At 56.2% G+C, this 14,101-nt stretch carries 11 protein-coding genes; 1 reads left to right on the forward strand and 10 read right to left on the reverse strand.

What is annotated here, in order from left to right; all coding sequences use genetic code 11:
- Positions 1-481: 481 nt before the first annotated feature.
- A complete protein-coding gene (gene fliW, locus SH573x_RS30720; RefSeq protein ID WP_479352060.1) occupies positions 482-931 on the reverse strand; it encodes a flagellar assembly protein FliW in 450 nt (149 codons plus the stop codon).
- 98 nt (positions 932-1,029) lie between these two features.
- Here fliW and lhgO point away from each other — a divergent pair, with 98 nt between their 5' ends.
- Positions 1,030-2,223, forward strand: a complete 1,194-nt coding sequence (gene lhgO, locus SH573x_RS30725; RefSeq protein WP_479352061.1) for an L-2-hydroxyglutarate oxidase — start codon at positions 1,030-1,032, stop codon at positions 2,221-2,223.
- A 58-nt stretch (positions 2,224-2,281) separates the two neighbouring features.
- On the opposite strand, the gene SH573x_RS30730 is transcribed toward lhgO, so the two are convergent.
- The 9 genes from SH573x_RS30730 to rho form a co-directional block, all read right to left on the reverse strand.
- Positions 2,282-3,193 (reverse strand): lysophospholipid acyltransferase family protein, encoded by a 912-nt coding sequence (locus SH573x_RS30730; RefSeq protein WP_479352062.1) that lies wholly within the window; start codon positions 3,191-3,193, stop codon positions 2,282-2,284.
- 12 nt (positions 3,194-3,205) lie between these two features.
- Positions 3,206-4,738 carry a phytoene desaturase family protein gene (locus SH573x_RS30735; protein ID WP_479352063.1) on the reverse strand — a complete coding sequence of 511 codons (1,533 nt, stop codon included), beginning with the start codon at positions 4,736-4,738 and terminating at the stop codon, positions 3,206-3,208.
- 81 nt (positions 4,739-4,819) lie between these two features.
- Positions 4,820-6,385, reverse strand: a complete 1,566-nt coding sequence (locus tag SH573x_RS30740; RefSeq protein ID WP_479352064.1) for an aldehyde dehydrogenase family protein — start codon at positions 6,383-6,385, stop codon at positions 4,820-4,822.
- A gap of 179 nt (positions 6,386-6,564) precedes the next feature.
- Positions 6,565-8,139 (reverse strand): phytoene desaturase family protein, encoded by a 1,575-nt coding sequence (gene crtI, locus SH573x_RS30745; protein WP_479352065.1) that lies wholly within the window; start codon positions 8,137-8,139, stop codon positions 6,565-6,567.
- 241 nt (positions 8,140-8,380) lie between these two features.
- Positions 8,381-10,282 carry a biosynthetic arginine decarboxylase gene (gene speA / locus SH573x_RS30750; protein WP_479352066.1) on the reverse strand — a complete coding sequence of 634 codons (1,902 nt, stop codon included), beginning with the start codon at positions 10,280-10,282 and terminating at the stop codon, positions 8,381-8,383.
- A 174-nt stretch (positions 10,283-10,456) separates the two neighbouring features.
- Positions 10,457-11,218 (reverse strand): SMC-Scp complex subunit ScpB, encoded by a 762-nt coding sequence (gene scpB, locus SH573x_RS30755; RefSeq protein ID WP_479352067.1) that lies wholly within the window; start codon positions 11,216-11,218, stop codon positions 10,457-10,459.
- A 53-nt stretch (positions 11,219-11,271) separates the two neighbouring features.
- Positions 11,272-11,712 carry a transcription antitermination factor NusB gene (nusB, locus tag SH573x_RS30760; RefSeq protein ID WP_479352068.1) on the reverse strand — a complete coding sequence of 147 codons (441 nt, stop codon included), beginning with the start codon at positions 11,710-11,712 and terminating at the stop codon, positions 11,272-11,274.
- 106 nt (positions 11,713-11,818) lie between these two features.
- Positions 11,819-12,292: a 6,7-dimethyl-8-ribityllumazine synthase gene (gene ribH / locus SH573x_RS30765; RefSeq protein WP_479352069.1), complete on the reverse strand. Its 474-nt coding sequence runs from the start codon at positions 12,290-12,292 to the stop codon at positions 11,819-11,821.
- An 81-nt stretch (positions 12,293-12,373) separates the two neighbouring features.
- Positions 12,374-13,876: a transcription termination factor Rho gene (gene rho, locus SH573x_RS30770; RefSeq protein ID WP_479352070.1), complete on the reverse strand. Its 1,503-nt coding sequence runs from the start codon at positions 13,874-13,876 to the stop codon at positions 12,374-12,376.
- Positions 13,877-14,101: the final 225 nt, after the last annotated feature.

Here is a 14,101-nt window from a genome sequence, read left to right on the forward strand (position 1 = left end):
TGTTTAGCTAGCGTGATCGTAAAGCGGCTGTCCCCAGCCGCTCAGAACCCGCCAACCATGCATCTTCCGACCTACGTCTGTCCCCCGACACTCCACGGGCACCTGCTCTGTCCCCAGCCGGATTCGCGCGGGGACAGACCACGGATTGTTTAGCTAGCGTGATCGTAGAGCGGCTGTCCCCAGCCGCTCAGAACCCGCCAACCATGCATCTTCCGACCCAGGTCTGTCCCCCGACACACCAGGGGCACGTGCTCTGTCCCCGATCAGCATTCGCGCGCGGGGACATACCATCAGTGGTTTAGCTAGCGTAACGGTGGCTGGGTTTAGATATCAAAGCGGTGCAGGATCACGCGGCGATCCCAAAGCAAACCGGCGATCCCAAAGCAAACCTGCTCTGTCCCAGCCGGGTTCCCAGCCGCATTGGCGCGGGGACAGACCACCCGGCACTGCAATGCAAAAGTGTTATGCTAGCAATAGGTTGCTATGCTGCCAGCCGTACGGTTTGCGTTTGAGGTTGCGAGATGGTCAGTGGCAAGGCGAGCGGCTGGGCGTCGTCGGTTACGACCTGGCACGCCAGGCGGCGCGTCATGTTGATCACCAACGGACTACGCAGATTGGTCGTCAACGTGCGACCCGTTTTGCTAATGATGGTCATGATGAACACGCGATCCGAATTGTGCATCGAGATCGGAGTCAGCTGACGTCGCGATACATTGACCTTGTAGTCCAGCTCCAGCTTGCGGGGACTCATGATCGGCAGCGCCACTTGACCTTGCGAGACAGATTGCAGCCAGGCTACATCCGGATTGGAGGCATCCGGCAAAATAATCCAATGACGGCAGGTCTCAAAGCCAATCAAGCCTTGCGGAAAGAGTATCACATGCTCCTGTGAGACTTCGATCTGACCGAATCGCGTCGTATTGACAATCATTCGATGAATCCTTTCCGCTGCAAACCCGTGGCCCTTACTCTCCGATTTATCGTCAGAGTCTGCCACGTTTAACGAGCCTATTTGGTAGGATTTCCGGAATGACAACCTTGAATGTAGACTTCGCAGTAATCGGTGGCGGTATCGTGGGGCTAGCAACTGCCTGGCAGTTGCACCAACGCTATCCCGACGCATCGATTTGCTTGCTTGAAAAAGAAGCGGCAGTCGGCCAGCATCAGTCCGGACGCAACTCAGGCGTGCTGCATTCAGGCATCTACTACAAACCAGGTTCGCTCAAGGCCACCACTTGCCGCGAAGGCAAACGGCAAATGGAGCTGTTCTGCGCCGCCGAACAAATCGCTTACGAACTGTGCGGCAAGATCATCGTCGCTCTGGACGAACTAGAAGCCACGCGGCTGGATTCCATCTACGAACGTGGCCAGGCCAATGGAGTCAATTGCTTCAAGATCGATGCCCACCAAATTCGACAGCTGGAACCGCACTCCGCTGGCATCGCCGCCATTCATGTGCCCGAAGCTGGGATCGTCGATTACCCAGCCGTGTGCCGGCGATTGAGCGAGAAACTGAAGGCAGCCGGCCACACAGTGTTGCTCGATAGCGAAGTGCGAACCATCAGTTCCAGTTCGAGCGATGTGCGCATCGCGACGAAGCAGACCAACATTCAAGCCGGCCAGGCCATCACCTGTGGTGGCCTATACAGCGATCGCCTGGTCCGACTGAGCGGTATGCAACCGCCCGCCAAGATCGTGCCCTTTCGCGGTGAGTACTACGAACTGAAGAGCGACAAACGACACCTGTGCCGCCATCTGATTTACCCGGTGCCCGACCCGAATTTTCCATTTCTGGGCGTGCACTTCACGCGGATGATCGACGGTTCGGTCGAATGCGGACCCAATGCCGTGCTAGCCCTAGCCCGCGAAGGCTACTCGTGGGGCACGTTGCGCCTGGGTGACCTGGCCGAGTCACTGACCTATGGTGGCTTCATTAAGCTGGCCACTAAATACTGGCGGACTGGCTTGGGTGAGATCCATCGCTCACTATCGAAGGCGGCCTTCGTGAAAGCCCTCGGTCGCCTGGTACCCGAACTCGCCAGCGAAGATTTGCGACCCTGCCGAGCCGGCGTGCGGGCTCAGGCCGTAGCCCCCGACGGCTCGCTAGTCGACGATTTCTTGTGGGTCAGTGGCCAACGCATTCTGCACGTCTGCAACGCACCCAGCCCCGCAGCCACTGCATCACTGGAGATTGGCAGACGAATCGTCGAACTACTCGAGTAATTAGCAGATCAATAATTGAAACAGAGAGACCGCAGAGTCCGCGGAGAAAACGCGACAGCTAATCGGTACGCGGCCTCTTCATCTCCCCGCGTTCCGGCCACAGTCCCTGGTGGTGTTCCAAACTCAACTGACGACCAGTAAACCTGGCCATCGCTTTTCGACACCAATCATAGACTTTCCATGAACCAGCTGAACCGCTTAAGAGCAGTTGGAATTGCTGGGCATCGCGAGCGATGCTGGCTGCGGCCAAGTTGCGCTGCGCGGCTCGCAAGTTCTCGAACAACTCCGCGTTCCACTGTTCTTTGCTGCGACTGGGTTGGTTCCAATGAACTTCGATCGGCTGACCGAACCAGGCCAGGCACTCCGGTACGCGCTCTTCCCAGAACGTGTATTCAATAGCTGCCGGCACAAACCACACACTGCGACTGGCGCCCTCATCTGGCGGCTGAGTATGCGAAAGCTTGTGAGCCAAATGCGCCAACCCAGGCATGAACGGTTGCTCCAAATGTCGCGCATCACAAAACTGACCCTCGGGCGTTAACCACAACGAAGCCGTCGGTGATTGGGCAATCCGCACGCTGCGACGCAAGAACTCTGCCGACCCGCGCAGCGAACCTTGCTCGATGCCATAAAATCCCATGCGCTGAAAAACTTTATAGCGTTCCAGAGCCGCCGCATCGATCGGCGCATACATGCAGTGATCGGGCATCAACCGCGAACGCAAAAAGATCGCAATCATCGGGTCCCACCACGAAGCATGATTGGCGAAGACCACCAACGACGAACCGCTGTTGGCCAGCACCGGTCCAAGCTCCGTAGCGTTGGCCGCGATCACATGAAAGTGCTTGCGCAAATATCCGGGCAAGAAATGCCGCTCAAAACCATTCACTAACCATCGATCCGTGCGAGGCAGATCGATGGTTTCAACTTGTGCTTTGCGTTGTCCTGTGACTTGTTCTGTGCGTTTCATTAACCCAGCGCATCATCGGACCAGGGGTGCTGAATCTTTATCCAGCGTATCGGCGGCGATCCAGCCGCTCATCATAACCATCGGCATGCCCGGTCCGGGATGGGCGGCGCCACCAGCCAAATAAAGACCTCGGTAATCGCGATTGCGATTAGCCGGTTTGAAGGCACCCAGGTACTTGCCATGGCTGGCCAAGCCATAGATGGCTCCACGCCACACATGATAACGTCGATCGATATCCTCGGGCGTCAGATGATGCTCAACGACGATCCGCGAACGAATATCCGCGCATTTGCCGGTACGCTCCAGTTTATCGAGGATCACTTCGCGATACTCAGGCAGCATCTGCTGCCAATCGTGGTGCGGACGCAGGTAGGGCGTATGAACCAAGACATACAGTGCCTCACCTCCCGGCGGAGCCACGCCAGGCTCGGTCGCCGCCGGGGCGCATACATAGCAAGTTGGATCCGGTGCAGGTTCACCCTGGCGATAGATCCATTCGAACTCTTCATGCGGATCCTTCGAAAAGACGAAATTATGATGCAGCAGGTGCTCATAACGCTTCTTAAGACCCAAATACAGCACGACTCCGGAACAGGCTGGCTCGCGACCTTTATCCAACTTGGTAGCCACGGGCGTACCACGCAACAACTCGCGATGCGTGCGTAGCGAATCGCAGTTGGACACCACCGCATCAAAGGGAATCACTTCACCCCGACTCGTGCGCAAGCCAGTCACGGCAATGCCACTGGTTTCGATCGCTTCAATCTCGCAGTCACATACAAACTGCACACCGAGTTCCTCGGCGAGTTTCGTCAGAGCCACCGGCACGGCTCGCGTACCTCCCATCGGATACCAAACGCCTTCGCTGGTTTGCATGTGCGCAATACCACACAACACCGCGGGCGAGGCATCCGGTGCAGAACCTACATACTGGGTAAAGTGATCGATCATCTGAGCCACCCGTGCGTCAGGCACATGCTTGCGCACGACCGAGGCTACCGATTGCCCCATGCGTAACGACATCACATCGCGCAGCACCGCTAGATCAAACACTCCTCCCGCTTGAAACGTATCGGTCAAGCCACCAATACTGCGCCAAAAGAAGAATCGATTGGAGACATGGTGCAGTTTCTCCGACATCTGAAAGAACTTGGCATAACCATCGGCCGTGGCACTCGAATTGGAATACTGCCGCAGATTGGCGCACATCTTCTGCGTGTCGGCCAGCAGGTCCAGAGCCGTCCCATCTTCAAAAAACGACCGCCACTGAGGATCCAATGGAACCAGCGTCAGATAATCCTCCAGCTTGCGATCGGCTTCCGCAAAGATCCGTTTGAGCACACCGGGCAAAGTCAGAATGGTGGGCCCCATGTCAAAGCGAAAACCATCATCGTTGTGCTCAGCCGCTTTGCCACCCAGCCAGGGATTCTTTTCAAAGAGCGTCACTTGATGACCACGAGCAGCCAAGACGCAGGCGGCAGACAGGCCACCCAGCCCGCCACCGACTACTCCAACGCTCAGGCCTCGAGTGGTTCGATCAATCATGTCAGTAGTCTTTAAGGTGTAAGGTGTAAGCAGTAGGTGTAAGGTGTAAGGTGTAAGCAGTAGGGGTAAGGCTTACTCCCGTTATTTAAGCATTGATTTTAAGCCGGTCCACATGCTGCTCCAGGTGGGTCCGTGTCGCAGCAGCAAAATGCTGTGCAACATTTTGTTCAACTGGTCCGGAGACGTGGTTAGATGAGGCATCCACCGTCCGCGGCGCTGACATGTAACTTTGAGTTGGGTCAACTCGCGTAAACCTTCCAGGCCACGCGTCAGCCCATACCCGCTCAGGCCGCGGCCACCGAAACTAACGCGAGGGTCGGCAGTCGGCACGATCACGTCATTGATCGTCACGCAGGGGGCACGCAATTGGCCGGCTAACATACCGGCCGGCTGGGGTTGCCCGAAGATCGATGCGCCCAAGGCATAGGGACATTCGTTGGCCAATTGGACCGCATGCGCCATATCGCGCACTTCGATCATCGACAGGAGCGGTGCGAAGAGATCTTCGCGAGCCACAGGCATGTGCGGTTGCACTTTATCCAACACGATAGGCTTGACCTGGTCGGCCTGCATGAAGTCATCGCGGCTGCCATAAGCCAGGCGAGCGCCTTGGCTGATGCTACTATCGATAGCTTGCAGGGCCACCTGGCAACCCCGACTGGTGATCGCGCGGGCGGGCGTTTGCTCGAGCTGCGCTCGCAGCAGCGGTGTCAAGCGATCAAGCGTGGAGCGAGTGCCAAATAGGCGGCGCGGGGCGATGCACGTCTGGCCACCATTGAGCGACAAAGCATAGGACAGAGTGGCCGCCACGCGATTCAGATCAGCCTCGTCCAGCACCAGCACCGCATCATTGCCACTGAGCTCAAAGGTCGCCGGGGTCAGAGAGTTGGCTAGCCGCTGGGCAACCTGCTGGCCGTTGGTAAACGAGCCGGTGAAGACCACTTTATCCACACCCGCCGCGATGGCTAGCGTCGCAGCTTCCGGTTGCGTCGGGAGCACGTCGATCAATTCACCGGGTATCGCGGCTTTGACCACCAGTGACTTGAGCATGTGCATAGCCTGCTCGCAGCCGGGCGCGGGCTTGACCGCCACTGCATTGCCGGCAGCCAGGGCCTGCAGCATCGGTACCGCGTTCAAGAACAGTGGGTAGTTGGATGGCCCAATGACCAGCACAACCCCCAACGCTTGTCGCGACTCGACAATTTCAATACCACCCATCCACCAGGCTCGGCCACGGCGCGACAGGCGGCGAGCTTTCAAAACTTGCCCGCCATGCCTGGCCACATAGCGACAAGCTTCGGCCACCGGGAGCACTTCGCTGGCCATTATCTCACCGCTGGTCGCAGCCGATCGGTGCACGCTGGCTGTCAATTCGTCGGCATGCAGGGCAATCTGCCCAGCCACACGACCAACCAAGTGCAAACGTTCAGACCACGGTCGCTCGGCCCAGGCGACCGAGGCTGAACGCAGAGCACTAATGGATTGGTTTACCGATTTACCCTCACCCAGCGATGAATCTGCATTTGGCGGCAGTGGGCTGGGACTGTGATCGAGCGAAGGAGTTGGCATACATGTGATTGTAGCATCTGGCATAAGCAGCAAACGTGTAGCTGTGGCTGTGGCATAGGCTTCCAGCCGGTGTGGCATAGGCTTCCAGCCTGTGTGCATTCAAATTCCCATCCCGGCATCGCGGCTGCCCAGCTGTTGCTGGGTGTCAAGTAAAACTAGTCCGTGTAAAGCTATGTTCCAGTAAAGGTAGTATCAACACAGGCTAGAAGCCTATGCCACATGACACAGGCTGGAAGCCTATGCCACACCTATCGCAGCTAGGCCACACTGAGGCCGGCAGAGCCTTGCAGGGGCACCAGCGGCAATTGGGCTTGGTGAATAAATTCGCAATCCAGTCCCAGGTCTGGCAACATTTGCTTGCAAGTAATGCGGCTGGATTCATAAATCACTGGCAAGCCGCTACCTGGATGCGTTCCGCCGCCCACCAGGTAAACGCCATCGAGATCTTCAAAACGGTTGTGCGGTCGTCGATGGAGCATCTGGTCCAGGCCGTGCGCCAAGTTGAAGGTCGCGCCACGATAGATAGCATGGTCAGCCATCCAGTCGGCCGGCGTGATCATCTTCTCAGTAACGATGCGTTCTTGGACATCATCGAGCCCGATATGTTTAAGCTGGTCAAGCGTTAGCTGGCGGAACGCCCCGCGCGTGGCTGCATTCCATTGAATTCCCCCTCGTTCATGAGCCAGCTTCTGATGCGAGACGGGCACCAAAACGTACAAACTGCTGTAGCCTTCCGGTGCCAGTGATGCATCGGTCACGCAGGCGTTCTGCACATAGAAACTGGGATCATCGGGCAGAGTAAAATCGTCTTCGATTTGTCGCAGGTTCTTGGCATAGTCGCGTGCAATGTGAATCGTATGGTGCGGCAAGTGATCGTAACGCCCGCGAATTCCCAGGTAGAGCATAAAGGTGGAACACGAGAACTTCTTGCGGGCCAGTCGGTTGTCGGTCCAGCGCCGACGCAGGTTATCCGGCACCATGCGACGCATGGCTTCGGCAAAGTCAGCATTGATAACGACGCTATCGCACGCGTACGAACCGTGGGTCGTATGCACTTGGGTGGGCCGGCGGCCTTCGAAGTGAAAACCGGTCACCGCTTCGCTGGTGCGAATATCGACGCCCATTTCGCGAGCAATATCGGCCATGCGTTGGCTGACGCGTCCACAACCACCGTACGGATGGTACACACCATGTTCATATTCAAGAAACGAAAGGATCGAGAACAGGCTGGGGCATTTGAAGGGCGACATGCCGAGGTATTTCGATTGAAACGAAAACGCGATCATCAATCGCGGATCGCTGAAGTAACTCTTCAATTCGCTAGCCAACGAACGCCATGGCCGCAACCAGCCGACGGCGGGTAAGAAACTCGATCGTAGTAAGTCCGTGACTCGTTCGAAGGGCGATTCGAGGATCGGCCGAAAACATTCGAGCTTGCGACGATTGTCTTGCATGTAGCGCGTCAACCCGCCCACATCTTGAGGCGCCAGGGCCGCGATCTGCTGTTCCATCTGCGCAATGTCTGGTGTGGCATCCAGTTGACCGCCGGCACCAAAGGAGATGCGATACTGCGGGTCCAACCGCTTCATCGGCACATCGTTCCAGAGGTTGCGCCCCAGCGATTGAAAGATCTCGGACAACACGCGCGGATAGAGAAAAAACGTCGGTCCCAAGTCAAACTTGAATCCAGCCTGCTCGAGCGTCGAAGTCCTTCCACCTACGAAGGATTGCTTCTCTAGCACCGTAACCCGCGCACCGGCCTGGGCCGACTGCATGGCCGCGGCCAATCCTCCCGGCCCGGCTCCGACTATGACTACATGCGGCTCCGCCATGCTTGCATTCCCCAATCTCTCAATAGTTGAATAGGCCGACCTCTCCGAAGTCGACTCAGATGTCTTACAACTGTTGTTGTAGCAAGCTGACAACTACCCCCGAGAGGGGTGCGGATATTATTCGCTGGGAAATAGCCACATAAAATAATCTGAAAGAATTTCAAATCTCGAATTTCATAATTCGAATTTCAAATTCGATGTTCTTGAAACTTCACTAAAGCACGTAGACGCGTCCACGTGCCTATTCGAGGTAAGTGCCGGAGTTGGCGCCGAGGGCATATTGTTGAACCAGCTGCTCGGCATGCTCAGACGTAATGCTGCCATCGGCGATGCGGGCGGCGACTTGCTTGCGAAACGAGTCGACCAGGCCGGACATTTCGTAGCGGGCAAACTGCATCATATCCGTAATACGACTACCACCGACAATTTTTGTCACATGCGACCTGCCGTCATTGTCGACCACGACGTGAGCTTCGTTGGGCGCGCCGAACAAATTGTGATAACTGCCCATCACCTCTTGATACGCGCCGGTGAGAAAAATGCCTAAGTAATAATCTTCACCGTCGTGCCAATTGTGGACTTCCAACGTCTCTTTCACATCTTTCAGGTCCACAAAGCGATCGATCTTGCCATCGCTATCGCAAGTGACATCGACCAAGGTCGCATAGTCGCTGGGACTTTCGTTCAAGCGGTGAATGGGCACCACCGGGAACAATTGACCAATGGCCCAGGCATCAGGGGCTGAGCGGAAAAGTGAAAAATTGCACAAGAACTTTTGCGCCAAAATCTTTTTGAGATGTTCAAACTCTTCGCCAGGAGCTTTGCTGAGCTCCGATTCGGCCAAGGCGCGATCGCACACTTCCCAAAACAGCACTTCGCCCTTGGCACGATCTTCTAAGCTGATCAAACCGAGATTGAACTGCGTGTGCAGACCGTCCTTATGCTCGAGCGCATCGTGGTAATACTCGGCAAAGTTCTTGCCGTTAATACTGTCGCACAGCTCTTTGAGTTCGGTGATAACTTGCGGATCATCTTCATCGATGGTGATCTCCGGCTTGTCATCGGCAAAGGTTTCGATTTCATCGCGAATCGAAGTGATAAAGATCGAATGATAAGCGGACATGAATCGGCCGCTTTCCGTAACCAGGTTCGGATGCGGCACGTTTTCTTCATCGCAGATGGTCTGCACGACATATACCACGTCGTTGGCAAACTCTTGCACTGTGTAATTGACGCTGGATTCGTAACGCGTTTTCGAACCATCGTAATCGACGCCCAGTCCGCCACCGATATCCAAAAACTCGATATTGCAGCCGATCTGTCGCAGCTTGGCATAAACCCGAGCCGCCTCTTTCATCGCGTTCTTGACGCGTTTGATATCGGTGATCTGCGAACCAATATGAAAATGCAGCAGCTTGAGTTGGCCGATCAATTTGGCTTCGGTCAACATCCGCACGCAGTCGAGAATTTCGGAGGTGGTCAAACCGAACTTGGCTGAGTCACCACCGGAGGAGGCCCATTTCCCGGAGCCACGCGAATAGAGCTTGGCACGCAAACCGATCAACGGCGCCGCGCCCAGTTGCTGAGCGACTTTGATAACCATCTTCAGCTCGTTCATCTTCTCAACGATGATTACCACGCGCTTACCAGCTACTACACCCAACATGGCGGTCTTGACGAACGCCTCGTCCTTAAACCCGTTGCACAGCAGCAGGGACTCGGGCGTTTGCTCCTGCGCAATGGCAGCATACAGTTCGGCTTTGGATCCGCACTCCAGGCCGACGCGGCAGCGCGCGCTATCGCGCAGAAATTCTTCGACTACTTCGCGGCGTGGATTGACCTTCATCGGAAAGACCGGAAAGTGCTGGCCCTGGTAGCCGTATTCGGTCATGGCATTTTGGTATGAGGCCGAGAGGGCTCGCAGTTGGCTGGTCAGAATTTGCGGAAAGCGAATCAGCAGCGGCAGTTGCAGCTTGCGATCCTTCAACAGAGAATCCACCAATTCTTTCAGATCGACCGACCGGGCATCACCTTTGACCGGCAGCACGGTAATATGACCCTTGTGATTTATGTCGTAGTACCCTGACGACCAGTTCTCTACACCATAGACTTGTTGGATTTCCTGTAGTGTTTCTTCGTTCATCAAGGATTCGCGTGGGTGGTTTGGGGTGCCGGCATATGAAACGCAACCTACGATTTTGTCTTAAATGAGCAGATCGTGCAACCGATCGTCGCCTTTCGCTCCGCGAAAGGTAACCAACCGGATCTCACAGGACCGCCGGATTTAGAACACTAAAATTCTCGCGATGAAAACTGGCTAATCAAAATCCTCGGCCAGCGGCAGCTCTTCAAGCGACTCCATGCCAGCCAGCTTCAAGAGGCGATCGGTGGGGTAGTAACGAATGACGCGCTGCTTCTTGGCGCCTTCGCGACGCATTTCGAGCAGTTGTCGACGCACCATTTGGCCGAGAATGCCGCCGCAGGGTTGGCTGCGCAGCTCTTCTAGCTCCTCGCGCGTAATGCCCGGCCGATACGCCACAATGGCCAGGCAATCTATGGCGGCTTGCGTCAGCTTGATCTCGCGGACACGTCCGTAGAAGCGGTGCCCCACGTCTGCAAATGCGTCGGCCAATTGCAAGCGATAACCTTCGCCACTAGCCACGATTCGCATCACGTGACTATCGCGCTCATAAGTTTCGTTCAGCTCCGCCACCAACTGCTGGATCTCGGCGGCCCGCACGCCGCGCATCATGCCAGCGATCTCCGCAGCCTCAATCGGCGCGTTATCGGGTCGACCCACGAACATGACCGCTTCGAGAATCGAAAGCGGTGTAATAGGACACTTGTCGCTTTCGACCAGCTCGTCGGCTACCGGGTCAAAAGGACTGTCCGCATCTGGCTGAGTGTCAGGGCTGGTTTCATCGTTAGCTTGATAAGGCACCGCTCCTTGCCCGAGCAGTTGAGCATAGGTTTGGCCCAATTCTTCCAGCGAGAGCCCAAATTCTTCATCACCACTTTCATCGGAGGTGCCATTGATGGCAGCATCGGGTTGCCGCGAGGCTGAATCACGCTCTTCCATGCTAGCAGCCTGAATTTAAGTTTTAGGGCCTGACGTGGTTTGGGTCGAAGGCTTCAGGTGGTCTGTTCCACGGCCGGTTGTTTTTCGGTTGCCTTTTGATCGTGCAGCAAGCGATCGAGCACTCCATTGACGAACTGACCTGAATGCTTGTCGCCAAAGCGTTTGGCCAGTTCAACGGCTTCGTTGATGGCTACGCGACCAGGCGTATCACCGAAGAGTATTTCGTAGCCTGCCAGTCGCAGCACATTGCGATCGATGGCCGCCATGCGGCGCAGCGACCAGTTCGTAGCCCGTTCGCTCAGCTGTTTATCGATTTCGCGGCGATTCTGGCGCACCCCGCGCAACAAGCTGGTAGCAAATTCGACAAGCGGTCGATTGCCTTTCAAACGCGAGACCAGAAACTGATCTGAGTTCTTGAGATTGCGTTCGGGATTGAGGTCATCTTCGTACAGAATCTGCAGGACGACTTCACGGCATCGACGGCGGGTGCTCATAGGCTTCGGCGCAAACTCGCTTGCGGGGTGAATGCGACTGGTAAAATGTAACAGCTCTAGTTTACGCGGATAGCCAAAACTGTGCCAGTGATAAAAGTGGAAGTGCTCAGTGGCACTGCACTCCCAGGGCCAGCATGGTCAGGACCGCTTCGGCGGCCTCCTCACCTTTATTGCCGACGTCACCGCCGGCGCGGTGAATGGCCTGCTCGAGCGTATTACAAGTTAGCAGGCCGAGGGCCACGGGTTTGCCGCTGGTCTGCATCAGGTCCATCAAAGCCAGAGAGACCGCGCGGTTGATGTGCTGGTCGTGGGTCGTTTCGCCGCGAATGACGCAGCCGAGGGTGATGGCCGCCGCGACGCTGCTGCGATCGATCATCCATTTGGTCGCCAACGGAATTTCCCACGCGCCTGGCACTTTAGATACCAGTATATTGCTGCTGAGCACACCGGCTTGCTGCAACGTTTGCATGGCTCCGCTGAGCAATTTGTCGGTGATCGATGCATTGTAAGTCGACACGATGATGGCGACTTGGGATTGCAGACCAGAAAGGGCTTTCAGGGCAGCAGCGTAGTTATCCATCTCATCCATCGTTCAGAGTTGTCAATCATGCACTGGTTGCCAGCGCACCGCGAGCCCCGAAGATCTACTTCCTTAGGGCGTTTAGGTTCGAAGGCTCATCAGGAATTCGGCGTTGGTCTTGGTCTTCTCTAATCGGCCAACCAATTTTTCCATGGAATCCGGCGGGCTCAGTTCGCTCAGAGCTCGACGTAGCATGGTAACGCGGCGATGCTCTTCGGCGTCCATCAGCATTTCTTCACGGCGGGTACCGCTGCGATTGATGTCGATAGCAGGCCAAATGCGCCGGTCGACCAGGGCTCGATCGAGCACAATCTCCATGTTGCCCGTACCTTTGAATTCTTCAAAGATAACATCATCCATGCGGCTGCCGGTTTCAACCAGGGCAGTCGCCAGAATTGTCAGCGATCCTCCCTCTTCGACTTTGCGGGCCGAGCCAAAGAACGATTTTGGTTTTTGGAGCGCGTTGGCATCCAGTCCACCGGTCAGCAGTTTTCCGCTTTGCGGACATTCGGAGTTCCAGGCGCGAGCCAAACGCGTAATGCTGTCGAGAAATATGATGACGTCGACGCCATATTCGACCATGCGCTTGGCTTTCTCCAGCACCATGTTGGCTACCTGGATATGCCGCGAAGTGGGTTCATCAAAAGTACTGCTGACCACTTCGCAGTTTGGTCCACGAACTTCGCGCTCCATATCGGTCACTTCTTCAGGCCGCTCGTCGACCAGCAGAATCATGACGTAAGCCTCGGGATAATTTTTCAGGACGGCGCGGGCCATCTTCTGCATGAGAATCGTCTTGCCAGCCCGCGGCGGACTGACGATCAGACCACGTTGTCCAAAACCGATCGGCGCGACCAGATCGACCACGCGTGTCTCGACCCCTTCACTCTCCGTTTCCATGACAATCCGCTCTTTGGGATGCAAAGGCGTCAAGTCATCGAAGCTGACTTTCTCGTGGCGAAGCTCGGGATCTTGATAGTTGAGTGCTTCGACTCGCAGGAGCGCAAAGTAGCGTTCGTTTTCTTTGGGTGGTCGAATCTGACCAGAGACGGTTACGCCGTTGCGCAGTCCGAAGCGACGAATCTGGCTGGGCGAGACGTAAATATCGTCGGGGCACGACAGATAATGATGCGAGGGGCTGCGCAGGAACCCAAAGCCATCGGGCAAGATCTCCAGCGTGCCTTCGCCGTACATCAGACCATTGTTCTTGAGGCGGCTCTTGAGAATTCTGAAGACCAGCTCGCGCTTATCGCTGGTCTCTGCGCCGCCGACGTTTTCGCCCGCAGCGATGCTTTGCAACTCTTCAACGCTCATGCGCTGTAAATCAGCCACGGTGGGCAGCGCTGAGCTGGCATGGCCATTGCCATTGCCGCCACTGGGGCCATCGACTGGCTCACGGCGCAGGCTGGCACCACGCTCGCTGGCGATTTCTTCGGCCAGCGACAAAGGCTCGCGCTCGGCGTCAAGTTCGCGAATGCGCTGTTCAACGGAAGGGTCGGCTGCGGGACCGCGCAGGCGACTGGAATCAATGGGAGGGCGGCGAAGCGGCCGATCCCCTCGCGGTCGGTAGCGAGGGCCGTTCATGGCAGGATGCTCCTACAGCAATCAAACAAGGAATGGTGCGATAAGGTTTTGTGGTTGGAAAGTCAGATCAATTAACCATTCGTAGATGATGGCCCCGGCTTGGAGCCAATAATGGCTCCAGCTCGTTTCAACCACGAACTGCCTGGCGGCATGTGAACTTCAATAAGGCTTTGAGGTGGGAGGTTTCGGCTACAGTTGGCTGGTCGGAGGGAAGAAGAGAACAAG

This window comes from Rania fehmarnensis, from assembly GCF_056494185.1.

What these genes read in the sequence shown, in the direction of transcription:
- lhgO (WP_479352061.1), top strand. Translation starts at nt 1,030, where the DNA reads ATGACAACCTTGAATGTAGACTTCGCAGTAATCGGTGGCGGTATCGTG.
- ribH (WP_479352069.1), bottom strand. Translation starts at nt 12,292, where the DNA reads ATGGATAACTACGCTGCTGCCCTGAAAGCCCTTTCTGGTCTGCAATCC.
- SH573x_RS30740 (WP_479352064.1), bottom strand. Translation starts at nt 6,385, where the DNA reads ATGCCACACCGGCTGGAAGCCTATGCCACAGCCACAGCTACACGTTTG.
- SH573x_RS30730 (WP_479352062.1), bottom strand. Translation starts at nt 3,193, where the DNA reads ATGAAACGCACAGAACAAGTCACAGGACAACGCAAAGCACAAGTTGAA.
- rho (WP_479352070.1), bottom strand. Translation starts at nt 13,876, where the DNA reads ATGAACGGCCCTCGCTACCGACCGCGAGGGGATCGGCCGCTTCGCCGC.
- nusB (WP_479352068.1), bottom strand. Translation starts at nt 11,712, where the DNA reads ATGAGCACCCGCCGTCGATGCCGTGAAGTCGTCCTGCAGATTCTGTAC.
- SH573x_RS30735 (WP_479352063.1), bottom strand. Translation starts at nt 4,738, where the DNA reads ATGATTGATCGAACCACTCGAGGCCTGAGCGTTGGAGTAGTCGGTGGC.
- crtI (WP_479352065.1), bottom strand. Translation starts at nt 8,139, where the DNA reads ATGGCGGAGCCGCATGTAGTCATAGTCGGAGCCGGGCCGGGAGGATTG.
- fliW (WP_479352060.1), bottom strand. Translation starts at nt 931, where the DNA reads ATGATTGTCAATACGACGCGATTCGGTCAGATCGAAGTCTCACAGGAG.
- speA (WP_479352066.1), bottom strand. Translation starts at nt 10,282, where the DNA reads ATGAACGAAGAAACACTACAGGAAATCCAACAAGTCTATGGTGTAGAG.
- scpB (WP_479352067.1), bottom strand. Translation starts at nt 11,218, where the DNA reads ATGGAAGAGCGTGATTCAGCCTCGCGGCAACCCGATGCTGCCATCAAT.